This window comes from Streptomyces pallidus (ex Mingjun et al. 2026), from assembly GCF_051550185.1.
In the GTDB taxonomy this organism is placed as follows: domain Bacteria; phylum Actinomycetota; class Actinomycetes; order Streptomycetales; family Streptomycetaceae; genus Streptomyces.
On the sequence record NZ_CP196181.1, the window covers coordinates 7,064,107 to 7,085,585 of the forward strand.

21 protein-coding genes and 3 pseudogenes are annotated in these 21,479 nt (G+C 75.2%); 13 read left to right on the forward strand and 11 right to left on the reverse strand.

Annotation, left to right across the window (positions count from 1 at the left end; all coding sequences use genetic code 11):
• Nucleotides 1-79 precede the first annotated feature (79 nt).
• The 5 genes from ACSHWO_RS31470 (at nt 80) to ACSHWO_RS31490 (ending at nt 3,843) form a co-directional block, all read left to right on the forward strand.
• The gene (locus tag ACSHWO_RS31470) at nt 80-532 is read left to right on the forward strand and encodes a hypothetical protein (RefSeq protein WP_438317338.1); all 453 of its coding nucleotides are present in this window, start codon (nt 80-82) and stop codon (nt 530-532) included.
• Nucleotides 533-622: 90 nt separating this feature from the next.
• A complete protein-coding gene (locus ACSHWO_RS31475; protein WP_361086629.1) occupies nt 623-1,321 on the forward strand; it encodes a nucleotidyltransferase family protein in 699 nt (232 codons plus the stop codon).
• The gene (locus ACSHWO_RS31480; protein ID WP_361086632.1) at nt 1,318-1,611 is read left to right on the forward strand and encodes a hypothetical protein; all 294 of its coding nucleotides are present in this window, start codon (nt 1,318-1,320) and stop codon (nt 1,609-1,611) included. Before ACSHWO_RS31475 ends, ACSHWO_RS31480 begins: the two co-directional genes overlap by 4 nt.
• A complete protein-coding gene (locus ACSHWO_RS31485) occupies nt 1,608-2,369 on the forward strand; it encodes a metallophosphoesterase family protein (protein WP_438317342.1) in 762 nt (253 codons plus the stop codon). Before ACSHWO_RS31480 ends, ACSHWO_RS31485 begins: the two co-directional genes overlap by 4 nt.
• Before the next feature lie 112 nt (nt 2,370-2,481).
• A complete protein-coding gene (locus tag ACSHWO_RS31490; protein WP_438317345.1) occupies nt 2,482-3,843 on the forward strand; it encodes a serine/threonine-protein kinase in 1,362 nt (453 codons plus the stop codon).
• Nucleotides 3,844-4,028: 185 nt separating this feature from the next.
• Here ACSHWO_RS31490 and ACSHWO_RS31495 read toward each other — a convergent pair whose 3' ends face one another.
• On the reverse strand, nt 4,029-4,595 hold the full coding sequence (locus tag ACSHWO_RS31495) for a TetR family transcriptional regulator (RefSeq protein ID WP_438317348.1): 567 nt from the start codon (nt 4,593-4,595) through the stop codon (nt 4,029-4,031).
• A 104-nt stretch (nt 4,596-4,699) separates the two neighbouring features.
• Here ACSHWO_RS31495 and ACSHWO_RS31500 point away from each other — a divergent pair, with 104 nt between their 5' ends.
• Nucleotides 4,700-5,686 carry an aldo/keto reductase gene (locus ACSHWO_RS31500; protein ID WP_438317351.1) on the forward strand — a complete coding sequence of 329 codons (987 nt, stop codon included), beginning with the start codon at nt 4,700-4,702 and terminating at the stop codon, nt 5,684-5,686.
• Between the two features lie 75 nt (nt 5,687-5,761).
• Here ACSHWO_RS31500 and ACSHWO_RS31505 read toward each other — a convergent pair whose 3' ends face one another.
• Both ACSHWO_RS31505 and ACSHWO_RS31510 read right to left on the reverse strand, forming a co-directional pair.
• Entirely contained in the window at nt 5,762-5,899 is a 138-nt protein-coding gene (locus ACSHWO_RS31505; protein WP_438317354.1) for a hypothetical protein, read from the reverse strand.
• Nucleotides 5,900-6,041: 142 nt separating this feature from the next.
• Nucleotides 6,042-6,125, reverse strand: a pseudogene (locus ACSHWO_RS31510) (SgcJ/EcaC family oxidoreductase); the annotation flags it as partial.
• Nucleotides 6,126-6,256: 131 nt separating this feature from the next.
• Here ACSHWO_RS31510 and ACSHWO_RS31515 point away from each other — a divergent pair.
• Together ACSHWO_RS31515 and fusA are read left to right on the forward strand one after the other, a co-directional pair.
• Nucleotides 6,257-6,863, forward strand: a pseudogene (locus ACSHWO_RS31515) (TauD/TfdA dioxygenase family protein); the annotation flags it as partial.
• 630 nt (nt 6,864-7,493) lie between these two features.
• A complete protein-coding gene (gene fusA, locus ACSHWO_RS31520; protein WP_438317357.1) occupies nt 7,494-9,599 on the forward strand; it encodes an elongation factor G in 2,106 nt (701 codons plus the stop codon).
• A 204-nt stretch (nt 9,600-9,803) separates the two neighbouring features.
• Here the strand turns inward: fusA and ACSHWO_RS31525 are convergent, their stop codons facing one another.
• On the reverse strand, nt 9,804-10,649 hold the full coding sequence (locus ACSHWO_RS31525) for a MerR family transcriptional regulator (RefSeq protein ID WP_438317360.1): 846 nt from the start codon (nt 10,647-10,649) through the stop codon (nt 9,804-9,806).
• Nucleotides 10,650-10,838: 189 nt separating this feature from the next.
• Between ACSHWO_RS31525 and ACSHWO_RS31530 the strand changes: the two genes are divergently transcribed.
• A complete protein-coding gene (locus ACSHWO_RS31530) occupies nt 10,839-13,229 on the forward strand; it encodes an FUSC family protein (protein ID WP_438317363.1) in 2,391 nt (796 codons plus the stop codon).
• Between the two features lie 159 nt (nt 13,230-13,388).
• A pseudogene (locus ACSHWO_RS31535) lies at nt 13,389-13,921 on the forward strand (peptide deformylase); the annotation flags it as partial.
• 340 nt (nt 13,922-14,261) lie between these two features.
• Here the strand turns inward: ACSHWO_RS31535 and ACSHWO_RS31540 are convergent.
• Entirely contained in the window at nt 14,262-15,251 is a 990-nt protein-coding gene (locus ACSHWO_RS31540; protein ID WP_438317365.1) for a helix-turn-helix transcriptional regulator, read from the reverse strand.
• A 39-nt stretch (nt 15,252-15,290) separates the two neighbouring features.
• Between ACSHWO_RS31540 and ACSHWO_RS31545 the strand changes: the two genes are divergently transcribed.
• On the forward strand, nt 15,291-15,806 hold the full coding sequence (locus ACSHWO_RS31545) for a hypothetical protein (RefSeq protein WP_438317368.1): 516 nt from the start codon (nt 15,291-15,293) through the stop codon (nt 15,804-15,806).
• A gap of 84 nt (nt 15,807-15,890) precedes the next feature.
• On the forward strand, nt 15,891-16,100 hold the full coding sequence (locus tag ACSHWO_RS31550) for a hypothetical protein (RefSeq protein WP_438317371.1): 210 nt from the start codon (nt 15,891-15,893) through the stop codon (nt 16,098-16,100).
• Between the two features lie 70 nt (nt 16,101-16,170).
• Here the strand turns inward: ACSHWO_RS31550 and ACSHWO_RS31555 are convergent, their stop codons facing one another.
• Nucleotides 16,171-16,638, reverse strand: coding sequence for a MarR family winged helix-turn-helix transcriptional regulator (locus tag ACSHWO_RS31555; protein ID WP_438319318.1), 468 nt, complete (start codon nt 16,636-16,638; stop codon nt 16,171-16,173).
• 93 nt (nt 16,639-16,731) lie between these two features.
• On the opposite strand from ACSHWO_RS31555, the gene ACSHWO_RS31560 reads away from it, so the two are divergent.
• Entirely contained in the window at nt 16,732-17,643 is a 912-nt protein-coding gene (locus tag ACSHWO_RS31560; protein WP_438317374.1) for an alpha/beta fold hydrolase, read from the forward strand.
• Between the two features lie 83 nt (nt 17,644-17,726).
• On the opposite strand, the gene ACSHWO_RS31565 is transcribed toward ACSHWO_RS31560, so the two are convergent.
• From ACSHWO_RS31565 to ACSHWO_RS31585, 5 genes are all read right to left on the reverse strand, one after another.
• Entirely contained in the window at nt 17,727-18,374 is a 648-nt protein-coding gene (locus ACSHWO_RS31565) for a DUF305 domain-containing protein (protein WP_438317377.1), read from the reverse strand.
• Between the two features lie 151 nt (nt 18,375-18,525).
• A complete protein-coding gene (locus ACSHWO_RS31570; protein ID WP_385805824.1) occupies nt 18,526-18,966 on the reverse strand; it encodes a DUF6153 family protein in 441 nt (146 codons plus the stop codon).
• 126 nt (nt 18,967-19,092) lie between these two features.
• Entirely contained in the window at nt 19,093-20,202 is a 1,110-nt protein-coding gene (locus ACSHWO_RS31575; RefSeq protein ID WP_385805822.1) for a mechanosensitive ion channel family protein, read from the reverse strand.
• A 273-nt stretch (nt 20,203-20,475) separates the two neighbouring features.
• Nucleotides 20,476-20,787: an ABC transporter permease gene (locus tag ACSHWO_RS31580; RefSeq protein WP_385805820.1), complete on the reverse strand. Its 312-nt coding sequence runs from the start codon at nt 20,785-20,787 to the stop codon at nt 20,476-20,478.
• Nucleotides 20,788-20,973: 186 nt separating this feature from the next.
• On the reverse strand, nt 20,974-21,399 hold the full coding sequence (locus ACSHWO_RS31585; RefSeq protein WP_361086695.1) for a nuclear transport factor 2 family protein: 426 nt from the start codon (nt 21,397-21,399) through the stop codon (nt 20,974-20,976).
• Nucleotides 21,400-21,479: the final 80 nt, after the last annotated feature.

Consider the following 21,479-nt stretch of genomic DNA (forward strand, 5'->3'; position numbering starts at 1 on the left):
CTGGGCCCCGACCGGAGGAGCCGGGGTCGGCCCGGCCCGCCCCGGTACGGAAGCGGCGGGCGAGGAGAAGGAGAACGGCATGGCAAGGGGCGTACGACGGGCGGCGGCCACCGCGGCGGTGGCGCTCGCCGCCGGATCCCTGTCCGCGTGGATCGCCGTCGCGGGCGACGGCGACGGGCTCCACGTGACGACCGCGAGCCGCTTCGCGTCCGGCTACCTGCCGTACGCGGCCGTCGTCGTCCTGGTCGCGGCCACCGCCCCCACCGCCGTGCACGCCGTGCTCCGCGCCGTGGCCTCCCAGCTGCTGATGATCGGGGGCTACTACACCTGGGGCCCGATGATCACCTTTCACCGCACCCCCACCCAGGCCGCGCACTACGCCCTCCAGTGGGCCCTGGTCGCGGTGACCGCCGTGCCCGCGGCCGCCCTCGCGGCCTTCGCCCTCGCGCGCGGTGCCCGCCGGCTCGCAGCCGTACCGGCCCGCAGCCGTACCGGCCCGCAGCCGGTAGATCACCCCGTACGCCGCCGGTGACGGGCGCGGCGGGATGACGCGCGGCCCGGTTTACCCGTTCCGGGGTCGGGCAGGCGCTGGCGACCACCGGCCGACCAGGAGGCCGCACCCATGAGCCACGCCCCTACGCCCCACCCGGAGGCCGCAGCCGGTGTGCCCACGGGCACCGACCCGGACACCGGCCCCGGCACCGGTCGTGATGCCGGTCTGCCGCAGGACCACACCCAGGCCATCCTGGAGGCGACCAAACGGGTCGGCACCCTGCTCAAGGCCACCGGCAAGCCCTTCGCCCTCGCCGGCAGCGTGGCCGCGTTCGCCCACGGCGTCCCGGCCCGCTTCCAGCACGACACGGACTTCTGCCTGCGCCGCGAGGACGCCCCGGAGGTCATGGAAGCCCTGGCGGAGGGCGGCGTCCGGCTCCGCGAATCCTCCGAGGACTGGCTGGTCAAGGGCCGGTCCGACGGCGAGGACATCGATCTGATCTTCGAGCTCGCCCGCCGGCCGGTCGGCAGCGCACTGCTCGCCCGCGCCGAGGTCCGCTCCGTGGACTCGGTGTACATGCCGGTCCTCGCCCCCACGGACCTCATGGACAGCCTGCTCGCCGCCCTCACCGAGCACTACTGCGACTTCGGCTCCCTGCTGCCCACCGCCCGCGTCCTGCGCGAGCGCATCGACTGGGACCGGCTCGACCGCGCCCACCGGGCCGATCCGCTGCCCGACGCCTTCCTGTACCTCCTCGAACGGCTCGACATCATCGGCCCGCGCGAACACGGCCGGCAGCAGCCGCCCCGGAAGGAGCCGCAGCCATGACCGTCCCCCGCCCCGGGCCCGCTGCGTCCGCGCCGGCCGCCGGCGCCGTCACGTACCGCGTCGAGCACCTGCGCGACCGGCTCGCCCGCGACGACGTCGCCGAACTCGGCGTCCAGATCGACCTGAGCGGCGGGACCCCCGTCCTGTCGGGCACCGTCACCACCCGCGCGTGCCGGGACACGGTGCTGCGCATCGCCGCCGAGGAGCTGGCCGGGCTGCCCTGGCGGCACGACGTACGTGTCGTCAGCGTGCAGCCGCCCTCGCAGGCGCAGGAGGAAGACCTGCCATGACCCGTGTCGCTGCCGTCGGTGACATCCACCTGGCTCCCGGGAGCGAGGGCCTGCTGCGGCCCGCCTTCGACACCCTCGGCGACTGCGCCGACCTGCTGCTCCTCGCCGGCGACCTCACCCGGCACGGCACCCCCGAGGAGGCCGCGGTGGTGGCCGGGGAGGTACGGGGGCTGCCCGTGCCCGTGGTGGCGGTGCTCGGCAACCACGACTACCAGAGCGACCGCCAGGACGAGGTCGCGGACGTCCTCCGCGAGGCCGGGGTGGCGGTCCTGGAGGGCACCTCCGTACGCACCGGCACCGGCGTCGGCGTGGCCGGCACCAAGGGCTTCTGCGGGGGCTTCGCCGGGCGCTGCGCCGGGGACTTCGGCGAACCCGAGATGAAGGCCCTCGTCCGGACCACCCGCGAGTCGGCCGAGGGGCTGCGCCGGGCCCTGGACGGCCTGGCCGAAGACGGCTGCGCCGTGCGGATCGCCCTCACCCACTTCGCCCCCGTACCGGACACGCTGGCCGGGGAGCCGCTGGAGATCTACCCGTTCCTCGGCAGCTACCTGCTGGCCGAGGCGATCGACGCCGCGGGCGCGGACCTGGCCCTGCACGGCCACGCCCACCACGGCACGGAGCACGGGATGACGGCGGGCGGGGTCCTGGTCCGCAACGTCGCCATGCCGGTCATAGGCCGCGCCTTCGCCGTCTACCACCTGGATCATGCGCGGGCGGGGAGCGCGGGCAGCCCGGCGGAGACCGGGCGACGGCCCTGAAACGAGCCGCGAGGCCGCGCCCCGCGCCCCCGCAGCCGCACCCCTGACCGGCCCGCGTCCGCGATCCGGGGGACGGGCCTCGCGGAGATCATCCGGTCGTTAGGGTGGGCGGGTGGCAGAGGCGAACGGGGCATTGATAGGCGGCCGGTACCAACTCCTCGACCTCATCGGCCAGGGCGGTATGGGCCGGGTCTGGCGGGGGCGGGACGAGACGCTCGGACGGGAGGTCGCGGTCAAGCAGGTCCTCCTGCCGCAGGGCATCGGCGACGAGCAACGGGCGGTGCTGCTGCAGCGCGTGATGCGCGAGGCGCGGGCCGCCGCGCGACTCAACCACCCGGGGATCATCACCGTCCACGACGTGGTCGAGCACGAAGGCGCGCCCGCCATCGTCATGGAGTACGTGACCGGAACCTCCCTCGGCGCCGCGGTGGCGGGTGAGGGCGGGCTGCCGGTGCGCCGCGTCGCGGAGATCGGCGCCCTGATGCTGAAGGCCCTCGTACGGGCGCACGCCTCCGGCACGATCCACCGCGATCTCAAGCCCGACAACGTCCTGTTGTCGGACGACCGGGTCGTCATCACCGACTTCGGCATCGCCCACGTCTCCGACGCCACCATGACGCTCACCCACACCGGCACCGTCATCGGCACGCCCGCCTACATGGCCCCCGAGCAGCTGGAGGGCGAGCCCCCGACGCCCGCCACGGACCTGTGGTCCCTGGGCGCCACCCTGTACAGCGCGGTGGAGGGCCGGCCGCCGTTCTCCGCCGACACCTTCTCCGCGCTGTGCGTCGCGATCGTCATGCAGGACCCGCCCGTACCGGAGCGGGCGGGCGCGCTGGCGCCCGTCCTGGCGGGCCTGCTGACGAAGGATCCGGCCCGGCGGAGCACGGCGGAGGAGGCCCTGGCCGCGCTGGAGGCGGTGGCCCGCGGTGAGGGGGCCGCGGCGGCGCGACCCGCGCCGACCGGGCGGGAAGACGCGCCGCCCGTCCGGGGCGGCGGGGGGACCGGCGACCAGGAGGGCCCGCCCGGTGCGGCGGTGGAGACCCCCGCGCCCGCGGAGGCCGCGACGGCCACCGGCCCCCGGCCGAACCGGGCCTGGCCCCGGCTCCTGCGCGGCGGCGCCTGCTTCGCCGTGGTCTGGGTGAACGCGTACCTGTGGTACGCCGCCCTCGGCTGGCACGCCCGCTGGGCGGTGGGCCCCTTGCTCACCGCGGCGTCGGTGCTGGCCGCCGTGAACGGGGCCCTGGAGCCCCGGAGGCGGCCGCTCGTGGCGTGGCTGGTGTTCGCCGGGGCCGACCTCGCCGTGTCCTGCGTCGCGGCGGCCGCCACCTGGCCCGCCCTGCACTGGGGCTGGGCCCCCGTGCTCCTGAACGCCCTCCTCGTGGCCACCGCGTCCTGGTCCCTGTGGCGCCGGTTCCCGGCCGCCTCGCGCGGCCCCCACCACCCACCGGCCCCGGCCCCGCCCCGGGGCTAGTGCTGTGGCCGGAGAGGTTTGCCGGCTCGCGGCGTCCGGTGCGGTGCATCGCGAGGCGGAGGGTCGCGGCGCGTACCGGACGTACTGGCGCGGTCCGACGACGCGGCGAGGCGCCGTGCCCGGGGGCGCCTCCCAGCGGAAGCCGGGGGAGCGTCGCGACGCGGTGAACCACTCCGGCCACGGCACTAGGGGGCGAGGAGGCCCTGGGTGGGGGGCTTCGCGGCGGTCAGGCGGGACACTGCGTCGACCACCGCCGCGCGGTGGCCCGGGCCCGCCGGTGCGGCGGCGGTGGTGTACCAGGCCTGGGCCAGGGCCAGGACCAGGGTGAGGACGTCGGCCGGGTCGTGGGTCGGGTCGACGTGGCCCCCCTGCTGCGCCACGGCGAGGGCGGCGTGCTTGCGGGCGTACGCCTCGGTCTCCAGAGCGGTGGCCTCGGGCCGCTCCAGCCGCTTCCACATCACCAGCCGCATCAGGCGCGGGTCCGCGGTGAGGTGGTCGAAGATGGCGCCGGCGTAGCCGGGCAGGTTCTCGGCGTCGAAGGGGACGGACTCGGCGCCCTGCTCCATGGCCTGCTGGAGGACCTGGTCGAACAGCTGCTCCTTGTTCCCGTAGTAGACGTAGATCATCCGCTTGTTCGCGTCGGCCGTGTCGGCGATCCGGTCCACCCGGGCCCCGGCGATACCGTACTCGGCGAACTCGTCGAAGGCCGCCGCGAGGATACGGGCCTTCGTTGCGCTGGAATCACGTGCCATATGGCCCAGGCTAGCAAGTAACTATCCAGTTATTGACAAGCGGGAGCGGGTCGTGCACGGTGTAGATAACCAGTTAGTTACTTGAGCGAGAGCGGAGAAGCAGCATGGAAACGCGTGCACTCGGTACCCAGGGCCTCCAGGTCGGCGCCGAAGGCCTCGGCTGCATGGGCATGAGCGCCTTCTACGGGGCCACGGACGAGCCCGAATCGCTGGCCACCATCCACCGCGCCCTGGAGCTCGGGGTCACCCTGCTCGACACCGCCGAGGGCTACGGCCCCTTCCGCAACGAGCAGCTGATCGCGAAGGCCCTGTCGGACCACCCCCGCGACCGGGTCGTCATCGCGACGAAGACCGGCCTCGAGTTCGACGACGAGGGCAACCGCTTCGGCCACAACGGCAGCCGCGAGTACATCCACCGCGCCGCCGACCGCTCGCTGCGCCACCTCGGCACGGACCACATCGACCTGTACTACCTGCACCGCGTCGACCCGAACGTGCCGATCGAGGAGAGCATCGGCGCGATGGCCGAGCTCGTCACGGCCGGCAAGGTCCGCTACCTCGGCGTCAGCGAGGCCTCGGCGGCCACGATCCGGCGCGCCCACGCCGTCCACCCGCTCAGCGCCGTCCAGACCGAGTACTCCCTCTTCGAGCGCGGCCTGGAGACCAACGGCGTGCGGGACGTCCTCGACGAGCTGGGCATCGGCCTGGTCGCCTACTCCCCGCTGGGCCGCGGCTTCCTCTCAGGTGCGATCAAGGGCCCGGACGACTTCGCGGAGGACGACTTCCGCCGGACCGACCCGCGCTTCCAGGGTGACAACTTCGCCCGCAACCTCGACGTCGTCGAGGCCGTGCGCCGCCTGGCCGACGCCAAGTCCGTCACCCCCTCCCAGCTCGCCCTGGCCTGGGTGCTGCGCCAGGGCGCGGTGCCCATCCCCGGCACGAAGCGGCGGCGCTACCTGGAGGAGAACATCGCCGCCACGGACATCGCGGTCACGGACGAGGACGTCGCCGCGATCGAGGCCGTCGCCCCCCGCGGTGTCGCCTCCGGCGACCGCTACGCGCCGGAGTTCATGCGGACCGTCGACGTCTGACCCTGACCCTGACCCGTCCCGGAGGGGCCGCGCGGCGCCTCCGGCGTCCGGGCGGGGCGCCTCGGCGGCCGCCGGTCACCTCTCCGCCTTCGGGGCCGTGGCGGGGGAGTAGAGGAAGGAGGGGCGCTCCATCGCGTTCTGCCGCCTGGTGTTGTGGAATGCCGCGATCCGCCAGACCCCGTCGGTGTCGCGGACCAGCGTGTAGGTCTGCACCTCGGACAGTTCGCCGAGGGCCGGCCTGCTGCCGCTGTAGTCGTCCCCGCGGCCGGTCAGGACGACGACGTCCTTGCCGAGGAAGGCGCATGTCGAGGTAGCCCGCCGCGAGTTCGGTGCCCTTGACGAAGTCCCGGAACGGGGCGCGGTGGCCCTCGGTGATGTCGGCGCGACCCTCGTAGTGGCTGCCGACGTACGTCGTGTAGGTGGCGTTGTCGGTGAACAGCCGGCCGTAGGCGTCCGCGTCACCGCGGCCCCAGGCGTCGGTGAGGGGGCACGCATGGGCAGCCTCGGAGCGCCACCGCCCGTACCGGCGACGGAAACAGCGCCGGGGAAGCCGCCGGCGACGGCGGCGGGGTGCACGTCCGCCCCGGAAGCACGGTGGAGGTGCGCCCCGTCGCCGGACGCGCCGGAGCCGCGCTCACCGGCGTCGACCCGGCGCAGCCGCTGGACGACGCGACCGTGGCGGACGCCCGGGCGGCCCTGCCGCGCTGGGAGGTGGTCTTCTTCCGCGGCCGGGCACCTGGACCACCCGGCCCGCGTGGACCCGGCCCGCCGGTTCGGCGCCCCGGTGGTGCCCGGCAAGCGCGGCAGCTGCCTCACCACCCCCGTTTCCGCGGGCGGTACGGCAGGGACCGCGCCGAAGGCTGGACCGGCGCCGCCACACGCTGCTGCGCGGCCGGCACTGCGACCACGGCGCCCGCGTCGACCCGCCCGCCGCGACCATCCTGCGCCCCGAGACCGTGCACCCGTACGGCGGCGACACCCCCCGGTCCAACCTGGCCGCCGCGTACGCGGACCGTCCGCACCGCTGCGGCAGTTCCCCGACGGGCTGCGCGCCGAGCACCGGCTCGGGGTCGGCTACCGGATGCGGGCCGGCGAGGAGGCCCACGTACGCCACCCGATGGAACACCAGGCCGCCTCCCCCGCCCTGGTGCGGTTCCACCCGGGTCCCGGTCGGCGTGGACGGCGGGCCGTCGGAGGCGGGGCGGGGAAGGGGCCCGGCCACTGGCGACCGGCCGCACGTAAATGCCGTGCACCGGACCCGCATCGTTCCCTACACTCGCAGCGCGCGCCACCGTCGCGAACGGCGAACCCCCGGGACGGACGGCAACGCGGCGCGCACACCGTCGAGTTGGAGAAGGGGGACAGGTCATGTGCCGTCAGCGCACCGTCGCCGCCGTCGTTCCCCGTTCCCGGTACGACGTGATCCCGGTGTCCCGGGCCGTGCGGTGCCCGCTGCGCGGCCGGCACCGCACCGTCTGACCGTGACGCACGCACGGATCCGCCCGGTCGACTGAGCCGATCCGGCGGACTCCGCCGAGCTCCGCCCGCTCCCCGCTCGGCCCCGCCCCGCCCTGCCCGGCCGTTTCCGGGCTGTACGCCCCTGCCCCCACCGCATCGCGCGGTGGCGTGCACGGCCGCGCCCGGAGACAAGACGAACCCGGGCGAACCGGGATGATCCGATAGGCGCCGAGAACCACGGGGAAGTTCCGAAAGGTTCCGAGAAGTCCCGAGAAGTTCCGGGACGAGTGCGTCCGGCAATCGCGCAGCCCGTTCACCACCCCGCTCCACCACCCGAAAGGCCAGGGCCATGCGCGCCAGCCGACACTCCCTCACCACCGTCCGCAACCTCGGCATCCTCGCCCACGTCGACGCCGGCAAGACCACCGTGACCGAGCGCATCCTGTTCGCCGCCGGCGCCGTCCACAAGCGCGGCGAGGTCCACGACGGCACCACCGTCACCGACTCCGACGCCCAGGAGCGCGACCGCGGCATCACCATCTTCGCCGCCGCCGTCAACTGCTCCTGGGACGGCCACCGGATCAACCTGATCGACACCCCGGGCCACGTCGACTTCGCCGACGAGGTCGAGCGGTCCCTGCGCGTCCTGGACGGCGCGGTCGCCGTGTTCGACGCCGTCGCCGGCGTGGAACCGCAGAGCGAGTCGGTGTGGCGGCAGGCGGACCGGTACGGCGTCCCGCGGATCGCGTTCGTCAACAAGCTGGACCGGGCGGGCGCCGACCTCGACACGGCCGTCGCCTCGCTGCGCGACCGGCTCGGGGCCGTGCCGCTCGTCGCCCAGCTGCCGATCGGCCGCGAGGACGGCTTCACCGGCCTCGTCGACCTGGTCCGCATGCGGGCCCTGACCTGGCCGGAGGGCTGCGACACGTACGAGACCGCCGACGTCCGCGGCCCGGGCGCGGTGGGCGACGCCGACCTGCGCGCGGAAGCGGAGCGCCGGCGCCGCCTGCTGGAGGAGACGACCGCCGAACTGCACCCCGCCGCCCTGGAGGAGTTCTGCACCACCGGTGCGCTGTCCGACGAGACCCTCGCGCTCGCGCTGCGCGAGGTCACCCTCGACGGTTCCGGCACGGTCGTGCTGTGCGGCTCCGCCTACCGCAACCGCGGCGTGGAGCCGCTCCTCGACGCCGTCGTCGCCTACCTCCCCTCGCCCGCCGACCTGCCCCCCGTACGGGGCCTCGGGCCGGACGGCGGCGAGCAGGAGCGGCGGCCCGACCCCACCGGACCGGTCGCCGCGCTCGCCTTCAAGGTGGCGGTGACCACCACCGGCCGCCTCACCTACCTGCGCGTCTACTCCGGCACCCTGAGGAAGGGGGACACCGTGCTCGACACCGGCACCGGCCGGACCGAACGCGTCGCCCGCATCCTGCGGGTGCAGGCCGACCGGCACTCCGAGCTGGACGAGGCCGTGGCCGGCGACATCGTCGCTGCGGTGGGCCTGAAGACGGCCCGCGCCGGCACCACGCTGTGCACCCCGCAGGCACCGCTGCTGCTGGAACCGCCCACGGTCGCGGACCCGGTGGTGTCGGTCGCGGTCGAGGCGAGCCGCAGCACGGACACCGGACGGCTCGCGACCGCGCTGGCCCGGCTGGTCGAGGAGGACCCCTCGCTGGTGGTGCGCAGCGACGCCGAGACCGGACAGACCGTGCTGTCGGGCATGGGCGAACTCCACCTGGAGGTCGCGGTGGAGAAGATCCGCCGCGACCACGGGCTGGAGCTCGCCGTGGGCCGACCGCAGGTGTCGTACCGGGAGACGGTCGTGCGCGGGGTGTCCGGCCTGGTCCACCGGCACGTCAAACAGGACGGCGGGGCCGGCCAGTTCGCCCACGTCGTCATCGACGTCGAGCCGCTGGACGGGGCGGAGACGGCCGAGCTGCAGGAGACGTCCTTCGCGTTCGCGTCGACCGTCGTGGGCGGACGCGTCCCGCAGGAGTTCGTACGCGCCGTGGAGGCGGGCTGCCGGGACGCCCTCGCCGACGGGCCGCTCGGCGGTCATCCGGTGACCGGACTGCGCGTCACGCTCACCGACGGTGCGACCCACTCCAAGGACTCCTCGGAGCTGGCGTTCCGCACGGCGGGCAGGGCCGCGCTGCGGGCCGCCCTCCGGGCGAGCGCCATGGCCCTGCTGGAGCCGGTCGCGGAGGTCGTGGTCACCGTCCCCGACGACGCGGTCGGCGCCGTCCTCGGCGACCTCGCCGCCCGCCGCGGCCGGGTGACCGGCTCGGCCGGCCGGTTCGGCACCACGGCGGTCACGGCCGTGGTGCCGCTGGCCGAGCTGTTCGGGTACGCGTCGCGGCTCCGCGGCCGCACCCAGGGCCGCGGCACCTTCACGACCCGCCCGGCGGGCCTGTCCCCGGTCCCGGAGTCGGTGGCGGGGACGGTCCTGACCCGGTGACCCGGTGACCCGGTGACCCGGTGACCCGGTCGCGGGCCGGACCGAGTGCGGGCCCGACCCGGTCGCGGGCTGACCCGGGTACGGCGTCCCAGGCAGCGGGTGCGGGTGCGGGTGCGGGTGCGGGTGCGGGTGCGGGCGCCGGGCGGTGCGGTGGCGGTGACGGCCGCGCCGCGCCGCCCCGGGGCCCGCCCGCCGCCTCGGGGCTCAGGGCCCGGCCGGCGGGGCGGCCAGGGGGGTCTGGAGTTCGGTGACCCAGTCGCCGTGGTTCTCCGGGCACTCCAGGTTGACCTCGCGCGGGTGGCCGCCTGCCCGGTACCCGTTGGCGTCGATCCAGCGCGCCAGGGTCTGGACCGACGGCAGGACCGCGTCCATGGAACCGCGGTGCACGATCGTCGCGGCCTGCTCGACCGGCGGCAGGTCGAGCACCCTCAGGACCCCGTGCCCCTCCCCGCCCCGGAGCGGGGCCGACACCTCCACGGCGGCGTGGACGACGATCACCCCACCGCCCTCCGGGGCGTCCTCGTAGGAGGCGACACCCGGCCCGGACGGGCTGATGCCCGCCTCCTCCAGGCGGCGGAACAGCTCCCCGTACAGGGGTCCGATCACAGGGGAGACGTCCTCCGGGGCGAAGCTGGCGGCGGTGGCGGTCAGCTCGGCCACCCGTACGGCCGGGATGCTCTTGAGGACGACGTCTTCGGTGGGCATGCGCCCCTCGCTCTCGATCGAGCGGAGCCTCGCCTCGACCCGGACCAGCCGGGCCGCCGCGGCCGTGACGGCCGCCTCCAGCTCGGCCTGCCGCAGTCGCAGCATGCCGCGCAGCTCTTCGACGCCGATCCGCTCGTCCACGATGTCCTGCACCTGTTGCAGGGTGAAACCGAGGTCCTTCAGCGCGATGACCTGGTTGAGGCGGGCCAGCTGTGCGGCGGTGTAGTGGCGGTAGCCGGTGGCGGGGTCGACACGGGCCGGGCGCAGCAGACCGATGGCGTCGTAGTGGCGCAGCATCCGGACCGACACGCGGCCGTGCCGGGCGAAGTCTCCGATGGTGAACATGGTGTCTCCGAGTGGACCGCCTGACACGGTGTGAGGGTCAAGCCCATGATCGCTCACCGGGGGAATCGCCTCGGGAGCCGCCCCCGTCGCCGCCCGGCGCCTGCCGCACGCGCCGGGGGCGCCAGGTGTGCCGCGTGTGCCGGTGTGCCGGGAGGTGCCGTCCTCGCGGGGGTACGTGATGCTGGTGGCATGGGCCGTGTCGGCGCCTTCCTCACCGCAGTGCGGACCGCACCCGGCTTCGCGGTCGCCGCCCGCCGCGCCGCGCGGGTCACCCTGGCGGCCGGAGCCGCGTTCTACCTGTTCCTCTACGGCTTCGGGGACACCGTCGCCGCCACGTACGCCCTGTTCGGCGCAGTGTCCCTGGCCGGTCTCTCCCGGATCCCCGGCACGGGCCGGCAGCGCGCCGAGGTCCTGGTGCGGCTGCTGCCCGTCTCCTGGCTGCTGATCACCGCCGGTACGTTCCTGGCCGTACGGACCTGGAGCGCCGTCGCAGGCATGCTGGTCATCGGCTTCGCCCTGGCCTTCATCGCCGTCGGCGGGCCGCGTCCGGCCGGAGCCGCGCCGGGCCTGCAACTGCTGTACATCCTGCCGTCGTTCCCGCCGTACGCGCCCGAAACCCTCGGCCACCGGCTCCTCGGCGCCACGGTCGGCATCCTGCTGCTCCTCGCCGCCGAGGTGTTCCTCTTCCCGGAGCCGCCGACCGTCCCGTACCGGGAGCTGGCCGCCCGCGCCCTGGACGCCGCGGAGCACTGCGCGGGCCGACTCGCCGCGCCCCCGTACCGGCTGTCCGCCGAGGACCTCGACGCCGCCGAGGGGGCCACGGGCCGGCTGCGGCCCTTGACGGTGCCGGAGGCGGACCGTCCGGCCGGGCCGAGCGTCCGCGACCGGGCCCTCGCCCACACCGGCCTGGCCACCCGTACCCTGCTGAGCCGGCTCGCGCGGCTGCCCGCCGGACCGGCCGCGGACGGTGACCGGGCCGGGGCGGAGGTCCTGGGCGCGGTACGGCGCACGGCGGCGCAGGCCGCGGCCCGGCTGCGGGGCGTACCGCCCGTGAAGGACGCGGTCGACGCCCGCGAAGGCCTCCTCCGGTCCCGCGCCGCGCTGGTCGCGGCCCGCGCCGGGCCGACGGGGGTGCCCGTACCGTCCGATGTGCTCGGGGCGTCCGGGCCGTCCGGGGCGTGGGGGCCGTCCGCAACGCCGGCACGGCTGCGGCGGCACGCCGCCGTGCTGGAGGTGGCGGACGCCGCGCTCGCCGCAGCCACCGCCGCCGACCTCGCCCTGCGCGGGCGGGCCGCCGCCGCGGGCGTCCCGACGATGCGGTTCTGGTACGCGCGGATGCGCGCCCCGCACCTGTGGTGGATCCGGCTGTGGGGGTACACCGGGAGCCGCTCGGTGTTCTTCCAGAACGCGGTGCGGATCAGCCTCGCCCTCGCGGCGGCCCGCGCCATCGCCGGCCTGGACACCCTCCCGCACGGCTTCTGGGCCACGCTCGCGGCGCTGACGCTGACCCGGACGACGGTGCGCGAGACCGGTACGACGATCCGGGCGGCCCTAACCGGCACCCTGGCCGGCGCACTCGTCACCGGCTCCCTGCTGACCCTGGTCGACACTCACACCAACGTGTACGCGGCCGCCATGGTGCCCGTGATGCTCCTGACCTTCACGCTCGGGCCGGTCAAAGGTGTGGGCTGGGCGCAGGGTCTGTTCACCCTGACGGTGGCGCTGGTGTTCGCGCAGCTGGCGCCCGCGAGCTGGCAGCTGGCGGAGTTCAGGCTGCTCGACGTGCTGATCGGCAGCGTGATCGGCGCGGTCTTCGGCCTGCTGGCGTGGCCCCGCGGCGCCCACGAGGAGCTCCAGCGCTCCGGGGCGGTGCTGCTGCGGGGCGCGGCCGAGGTCGTGGTCGCCACGACCGCGTCGATCGCGGCGGGCGGAGCGAGGGAGGCCATGCCCGTCGTACCGGGGCGCCGCTCGCTGCGGCACGCGCTGTACCTCGCGGAGTCGGCGTACGCGCAGTTCCAGAGCGAGCCCGCCACCCCGCCCGGGCAGCACACCGGGGCGATCGGGGCGGCGGCGGCCGGTGCGGCCGGGGTGCACGCGGCGGCCGCGCCGGGCGGGCCCCGTGCGGACCCGCGCGACCGGCCCGATCCGCCGGAGCCACCGCTGCCGTCGGCGGCGCAGGAGCCGCCCGCGCCGGAGCTGCCGGAGCCGCTGGAGCCGCTGGAGCCGGACTGGCAGGCAACGCTGATGGCCGGGCACCACACCCAGTGGGGTGCGGACCGCCTGCTCGAACCGGCGGAGCCACTGGAGACCGGGCCCGTCGCGCTGCCGCCGCTGGGCCATGAGGCGGCCGCGGCGGTGACGCGCCTGGGGGACCGGGTGGCGGGCCGGATGCTGCTGGTGTCGGGTTCCCTCGACCGCGGCAGCGATACGCCGTCGGCGCCGGTGCCGCTGCGCGATCCGGCGTTCGACGACTTCGAGGCCGAGCCGGACGGAGCCCCGTGGCTCTACTACGCGACCGTGTTCTGGCTGGACTCGCTGATGACCGACCTGGAACGGATCACCGGCACGGCCCGCGCCTGACCGGCCCGCCGCGGGCGCGGGCCTCGGCCCCCGTCGGCCGGGGCGTACCTGCCGTACCTGCCGTACCTCCTCCGAAAGCAGCCCCGGCATGTCGAACGCCGTACCGGCCACCCCCGTACCGACCGCCCCCGACCGGCGACGGCCGCCGCCGACCGGGCCCTGCCGCCGCGGGCCCGGCGCGGTCCGTTCCGGCCGATCAACGAGGTGGGCGCGGACGGGCTGCACCGCCCGTGCGCCCCCGTCACCGGGTTCGGCACCGAGGAGCTCTCCTGCCTGACGACATGTTCTTCACCCTGCACGCCGCCCACGGCGCCGGCCTCGCCGCCAACCAGGTCGGGGTGGACCTGAGCCTGTTCGGCCACGACTGCCCCGGCGATGACGGCGTCCGCCACACCGGCCACATGTGCAACCCGGTCGTCGACCCGGCGCCGGTGCCCGACGAGCCGCCCCTCGTCCGCCGTCGTCCGCCGTGAGGGCTGCCTGTCCGAGCCCCGTGCCCGGCACGAGCTGGCCCGCGCCGCCCGGACCGTCGTACGCGGCACCGACCAGGACGGAAACCCGCTGGTCGTGGGTCGGGACAGGGCTTCTTCGTCCGCTGCCTCCAGCACGAGACCGACCACCTGAACGGCACCCTCTACATCGACCACCTGACCCCCGAGCAGCACGACCGCCGCCTCGCCGAGACGGCGGAGCCGGCCGGCCCGTGCGCAGGTCAGCCGGGTGTGTCCCGGAGCCGCGTCCTGTCGCTTCCCCTCAGGGTCCATCGGGCGGTCGAGCCTCGGGGGAAGCTTCTCCACCGCCGTCGCCAACAGCCGGTACGCCACCCGGAGGGCGCGGTACAGGTCCAGCAGGGCGACGGCCACCACCGCGCACAGTGCCCGGGCGGTGAACCACGGCTCGGTACCGAGCAGCGCCCACGCGCCCGCCGACGCCGCCACCGCCAGCAGCCGCAGTCATGCCGGCAGCACCCGGAGGCGAGCTCGCGTACTCACGTCCGCTCCGTGTTCCGGCGGATCCGCGCCGCCCCGTGCCTCACCCCGCGTACCGCTGCGCCACCGCGGCCGCGGTGGCCGCGATCAGGGCGCGGAGTTCCGGCGGCCCCAGCACCTCGATGTCCGTGCCCAGGGCGAGGTACGCCGCCACCGCGTGCTCCGGCGACTCGATCGGCAGGACGGCCCGGGTCCACCCCGCCCGTTGCGGGTCCGGGACGCCCCCGGAGGCGACGGCCGCGGCGTCGTCGGTGTTCAGCCGGGTCACACCCCGCGGGGAGAGCCGCACCTCGGCCTGCCCGCGGTACAGCCGGGCACGGAAGTCCTCCTGGGCCCGCTCCCAGTGCGCGGCCAGGTCGAATCCGGGCGGGGGCGCGCACTCCTCGTCGGTGACGGTGAGGTCGAGGACCTGGTCCACCCGGTACGTACGCGCGGGCCGGTCCGGATCCGGGCCGGCCGGCGGTGCGGGCGCGGCCACCACGTACCAGCGGCCGGCCTTCAGCACCAGCCCGTACGGCCGCAACCGGCGTTCCACGTCGGTCGGTTCCCGCCAGCGGCGGTACCGGACCTCGACCACCCGCCCCCGCCACACCGCGTCCGCGATCCGCGGCAGGAACGGCACCGCGGTGTCCCGCGCGTACCAGCCGGGCGCGTCGAGGTGGAACCGGGACCGCATCCGGTCGGCCTGGGCCCGCAGTTCGGGCGGGAGCGCCGCCCGCAGCTTGAGCTGGGCCGCCGACAACGCCCGTCCGAGGCCGAGTTGGGCGGCGGGACCGGGCACCCCGGACAGGAACAGCGCCTCGGCCTCCCCGCTGCTCAGCCCGGTCAGCCGGGTCCGGTAGCCGTCGAACAGCCGGTAGCCGCCCCGGTGCCCCGCGTCGCCGTACAGCGGCACGCCGGCCGCGGCCAGCGACTCCACGTCGCGGTACACCGTCCGCACCGACACCTCCAGCTCCCGGGCCAGCTCGGCGGCGGTCATCCGCTCCCGGGTCTGGAGCAGCAGCAGGATCGTGACGAGGCGGCTCGACTTCACTGACACAAGATGTCAGTGGAGCGCTCCTACCGTCCAGGCATGGCTTTCGCAGAGAAGAACCTCGCCGTACGGCCTCCGATCGAGGTCGCCGGCCGCCGCATCAAGCGCTACCACGTCACCGCCGACCCGGCGGGGATCGAGCCGGAGGTGGAGGAGGCGGCCTACCGGTTCCTCCCGCAGTTGTTGCAGACGCTTCCCGAACCCGACGGGACGCCTCCGGGCGGCTTCCTCGTCCTCCACAGGGGAGGGGACGACGGGGCCTACCTGAACGTCTACAGCTGGGTCTGGGACAACGCCCTGCACTTCGCGGGGGGTGCGGCCGGGCAGCCGGTCCTCGGCTGCCCGGACCGCGATCCGGCCCACTTCGTACGTCTGGACCGCTCGCTCATCGGCTGCGTCTGGGAGCTGCCGCCGATCGCGCACGAACGCGACGCCTGGGTGCGGCACGTGCTCGACGCCCCCGCCCCGCACCTGGACGACTACCTCGCCGACACCCTCACGGCCCCCACCACCGGCCTCGACCGGCCGGTGCGCGCCCCGACGCACCGCCCCTGACCAGCGGCGCACGCCCCGGGCCCCACCCCGGGCGACGGAGGTCGTGGCCCGCTGGGGCCCCACTCCGTCCGCGTCGACCTGCGGGTGCCCGGGCTGGTAGGGCCGGCGGCCCTGCCGCAGGCGCTCGTCCCCGTCGCGGCCCGTTTCCACGGCCCGGCGGGCGGCTACATCGGCGAACCGCTGGCGTGGACCGAGGACGGAGCGACCCCGGCGGGCCTGGAGTACGCCTGGGTCGGCGACGAGATGCCCACAGTCCTCCCGCCCGCGGACCCCATCCGGCTCACGGTCCGCTGAGCGAGCGGCCCGGGGGCGAAGGCCGGTACCACGCGGCCGGGCGGCAGGGTGGACGGACGCGGCCGCTTCGCTACGGCCCTCCGTCCGGGGCGGGCTGCTCCGCGGCTGCGGGCAGGGGCGGGGCAGTGGCGTGCAGGGCTGCGGTCAGGTAGCGGTGCACCGTGTCCAGTTCGGCCGGGGAGAAGCCCTCCGCCGCGTCGACCAGCCGGGAGATCAGCGGTCCGAAGAACGACCACCCCAGCTCGACGGCCTTCTCCTCCACCGACAGCAGGACCCGCCGCCGGTCCTCCCCGTCGCGTCGGCGTCGCACCAGCCCCAGCCGTTCCAGCCGGTCGACCAGCGCCGTCACGCCGGCCGAGTTCAGCCGCAGGGCCTCACCGAGCCGCCCCGGCGTGGCCGTCGTACCCGCCCGTTCTGCGTCGAGCAGGAAGATCAGCGCTCGTAGGTCCGTGGGGTGGAGGCCGTTGCGGGCCGCGAACTCCGCCCCTCGCAGGTCGAACTCGACGGTCACGGCGCGCAGCAGATGGACGAGCCGCATCTCGGGGGTCAGGTCTTCACTCACTCGGCTAGTATCTCGTTCAGCGAGACAATCATCAACGGGGCACACGCCACGCCCGGAGGTTGAGCCGCCATGCCCTCGTCCGCCGAGTCCTTCGCCGAGTTCTCCGCCGCCTACGACGCCCTGCTCGCCCGCTGGCCCGCCGGCACCGACGACCTCGACGTCCCCACCCCGTACGGCACCACCCGGATCCACGCCCACGGGCCCGCCCAAGCCCCGCCGCTGCTCCTGCTGCCCGGCGGGGGCGCCACCGGAGCCGTCTGGTTCCGTACCGCCCGGGCGCTCGGCGCCGGCCACCGGGTGCTGGCCGTCGACCTCCCGCGCGACGCCGGACTGAGCGTCACCGAAGGCCGCCCGCTGCGCACGCCCGCCGACCTGATGGACTGGCTGGACGCGCTCCTCGACGGCCTGGGCGTCGACCGCGCCCAGCTGCTGGGGCACTCGTACGGGGCCTGGATCGCCCTGTCGTACGCACTGCACCGCCCAGGCCGGGTCGACCGGCTGGTCCTGCTCGACCCGACGCAGTGCTTCGCCGGATTCCGCTTGGGCTTCCTGCTGCGGTCACTGCCGGTGCTGGTGCGGCCGACCGCGGCCCGCGCCCTCGCCTACCTGGACCGGGAGACCGCCGGCACCGACACCGACCCGGAGTGGAAGCGGCTCTACGCGCTGGGGGCCGAGGCCTTCGCGGGCCGCCGGCCGGTCGTCGGCCGCCGCCCGGACGCCGCGGGGCTGCACGCCCCGCTGCTGGTGCTGTTCGCCGCCCGCAGCGGCGCCCACCGGGCCGAGGACGTCGCCGCCCGCGCCCGGAGGACCGTACCGCACGCCCGGGTCGAGACCCTGCCCGGTCTCACCCACTTCGCGATGCCCACGGCACTCCCCGCCGACGCGGAACACCGCATCGCCGAGTTCCTCGCCGCAGCCGCCGGCGGGGCTGCGGCCGCGGCCGACGAGGGGGCCGCCGACGGGCCCGCCCGGACGGCCTGACCGCACGGAGGTCGGGCCCCGGCCCGGGGTGCCGGCGCCGCAGGGGCGCCGACGTGCGGGCCGGGGTCGACCTCAGCGTCGGGTCAGCTCCTGCCGAGGAGCTTGTTCATCTGGGCGATCTCGGCGGACTGGGAGCTGATGATCGCCTCGGCCATGGTCCTGGCCGCCGGGAAGGAGCCCGTGGTCTGCTCCGTCCTGGCCATCGCCACGGCGCCCTCGTGGTGCTTGACCATCAGGTCCATGAAGGCGGTGTCGAAGGCGCTGCCGGAGGCGTTCTCCAACCGGTCCATCTCCTGGGCGCTCATCATGCCGGCCGTGCCGTGCGCGGAGTGGTCCGCGGCGCCCTCGGCGGGCACCTGCTCGCCCCAGGAGGACAGCCACCCGGACAGGGTCCTGATCTCGGGGTCCTGCGCCTTCCTGATGTCCGCCGCGAGCTTCTTCACCTCGGCGTTCTCGGCGCGGGTGGCGGCCAGGTCGGCCATCTCGACCGCCTGCCGGTGGTGGGGGATCATCCCCTTGGCGAAGGCGACGTCCGCGGCGTTGTGCTGCCCCTGCGCGGCCGGCGCGGCGGACGGGGCGGCGGCGCCGTCGTGCCCGCCGTGGGCTGCGGAGCTGCTGCCGCTGCCGGTGTCGGCGCCGCTGCCGCCGCAGGCGGTGAGGACGAGGACGGCCGCCGCGGACGCGACGACGGCGGTGGCGGTACGGCGGACGAGGGAACGCTTGCTGCTCATGGTGGTGCGACTCCTTGGTGCTGCGCGGCCCGGTACGGCGTGCACAGGCGTGGACGAGCACGCGGGGCACGCGGTACGGGGCCCGCGCGAGGAACGGATGAAGAGGTGCCGGCGGCACGGCCCCGCCCGAAGGCGGGCCGCGCGGGCCTCTCTAGATCCGCAGGAGCTGCAACTCGGCCAGATCCGGCGGTGCCCGGTCGGTCACCGCGGAGGCCGGCACGGCACCGGGAGGTGCGGGCGCCGGACCCGCGCCCATCAGGGCGGCGGTCAGCGCCGGAGGCGCGTACCCGGAGCCGATGCCGGCCGCCGCGCAGGTGGCGTCGGCGTGGCCCAAGTGGCCGGATCCGCCGTCGGTGTGCGAGCAGACCCTGTCCTCGTCCCGGTACTGGTCCGCGGCCGCCGCCGTGGTCGCACGGTCGGGGGCCATCGCGTGCCCGGAGTGGGACGCCTGCGCGGCACCGGCCGGACGGGCGGCGGCGGGGCTGGGCGACAGGGCGTGCATGCCGAGCACGCCGGCCAGCAGCACCAGTACCAGCAGCACGAAGCCGCGCCCGACGGGGCGGCGGCTCGTCGGCTGCGCGGCAGAGGTCATGCGCCCATCGTACGGAGGCCGTGACGGTACGGGCGCATCGGGAGGGCCGTCGGTGGCACGGCGTCACACGCCCGTACCACCGGACGGCCCTCCTCGCCCCGGGCACCCGTCCCGGACCCCCGTCCGCTAGCGGCCGGTGTCCGTCAGTACGGACGGGGACGTGCCGCGCTGGTGGGGGACCGCCGCACCGAACGCCGCCGGTGTCGGGCCCTCGCCGTGGAAGGCGACCGTGCGGGTGGGTGCGGGGATGGAGATCCCCTCCTCCCGGAACCGCCGGTGCAGCCGCTTCACGAACTCGTGCTTGATCCGGTACTGGTCGCTGAACTCGCCGACGCCGAGGATCACCGTGAAGTTGACCCGGGAGTCCGCGAAGGTGTGGAAGCGGACCAGGCCCTCGTGCTCGGGGACCGCGCCGTTGATCTCGGCCATCACCCCGTCGACCACCTCCAGCGTGACCTTCTCCACGTGGTCCAGGTCGCTCTCGTACCCCACGCCCACCTGCACCGTGATGGTCAGCTGCTGCTCGGGCTGGGTGAAGTTGATCATGTTCGTCTTCGCGAGCCGCGCGTTCGGGATGATCACGAGGTTCTTCGACAGGTTGCGCACCACGGTGTTGCGCCAGTTGATGTCGACGACGTACCCCTCCTCCCCGCTGCTGAGGCGGATGTACTCGCCGGGCTGCACCGTCTTCGAGGCGAGGATGTGCACACCCGCGAACAGGTTCGCGAGGGTGTCCTGCAGCGCCAGCGCGACCGCGAGGCCGCCCACGCCGAGGGCGGTGAGCAGCGGTGCGATGGACACGCCCATCGTCTGGAGGGCGACGAGGAAGCCCATCGCGAGCACCACGATCCGGGTGATGTTCACGAAGATCGAGGCCGATCCGGCCACCCCGGTCCGCGACTGCGCCACGGACTGGACGAGGCCCGCGATGACCCGGGCCACGCTGAGCGTGGCGATGAGCACCAGCAGCGCCGTCAGGCTCTGGTTGAGCAGCCCCGAGACCCTGCTGGTGAGGGGCAGCAGGCTGCCGGCGACCGCGGCGCCGGCGATGAGCGCCGCGCCCGGGGCGACGGGGCGCAGGGCATCGACGATGATGTCGTCGCCCGCCCAACGCGTCCGCTCGGCGTGCTTGGCCAGTCGCTTGAGGACGGCGCGCAGGAGGAGGGCGGCCAGGGCGCCCGCGGCGAGTGAGATGCCGGCCGCGAGCCAGTCGTGCAGGACGAGGTCCCGGTTCAACGGACGCCCTCCGTGGCCTGCCGGGCCGGGGGAGCGGCGACGGGTGCTGCCGGCCGTCGTATGGAGTGTGTCGTCACCTTGCCACCTGTCAGTTTGTCGTGCGTGGAGGCCCGTTCGGGCGTACGCGTGTGCGCAACCGGAACGGATGGCCATCCTGCCGCATGATGGTGACGGTGCATCGACCGGGCCGGTCGGTCGCCGGGCTCCGCGCCCCGCAGCCCGATCGGCGGCCTCCGCACGGCTCGTGGAGGCGCGCAAGCGGACGGCGCCGCCCTACCTGGGGGCGTGCGCGCCCACCGGGTGCGCCCGCCGCCACTCGGTCCGGGCGCCGACCGCGCACAGCACGGTGACGAGGGCGGTGACGCCCACGATGAGCCACTCCAGCGCCCCGCTCCCGGCATCCGGCTCGACACCGAAGAGCAGCTCGATCCAGTCCCGCCGGATCAGCGTGGCCAGGAAGAGCAGGGCGGCGAGCCCGCCGAGGACGACCTCCGCCCAGAACCGCGGACGGACCCGGCCGCCCCCACCGCTCCCGTCGTGCCGCGCCCCGCCGTGGGGCGCATGGTGGAAGGCGTGGAAGGCCATGGCGCAGCCTCCCCCTTTCTCGGCCCCCCGCCGCGGGTACTACCTGCTGTCGCGTCCGACGCGTCCGACGCATCCAAGTCTCCGCGCCCCCGTGTCGCGGGGCAACCGGCGGCATCTCGGGCTTGGTTGCGGAGTTCAACCGGTGGCGGCGGCCGCCCGCCGGAGCGCCGGGCGGCCGCCGTCGGCTCACGCCGCGCCCGGGACCAGGCCGTCCGCGACCAGCCCGGCGAGCACCGCCTCGCCCAGGGCGTGCACGGCCGACTGCGGCCGGACCATGACGGTGAACTCCTTGATCCGGCCGTCCTCGGCGAAGTGCAGCAGGTCGATGCCGTGGATCTCGCGGCCGTTCACGGTCGCACGGAAGAGCAGCACCGCGGACGGGGCCTCGGCGCCGTCGGTGCTGGTCTCGGAGGCGCCGTCGAAGCGGCCGACGTAACGGAAGTCCTCGAAGGTCCGCAGCAGCACCCCGAGGAGCCCCAGCACCATCGGCCGGCCCTCGAAGGGCGTGAACTTCACCGGGCTGAACAGGCGGACGTCCTCGGTGAACAGCTCCTCCACAGCGGCGAGGTCGCGGTCGTCGACGGCGGTGCGGAAGCGATCGGCTGCGTTCATGGCTCCTCCAGCTCCTCGGTACTCGTGTCCCGGTCAGGGTCCGGCCCCGCCCGGTCCCGGATACTCAAAAATATGAGTAA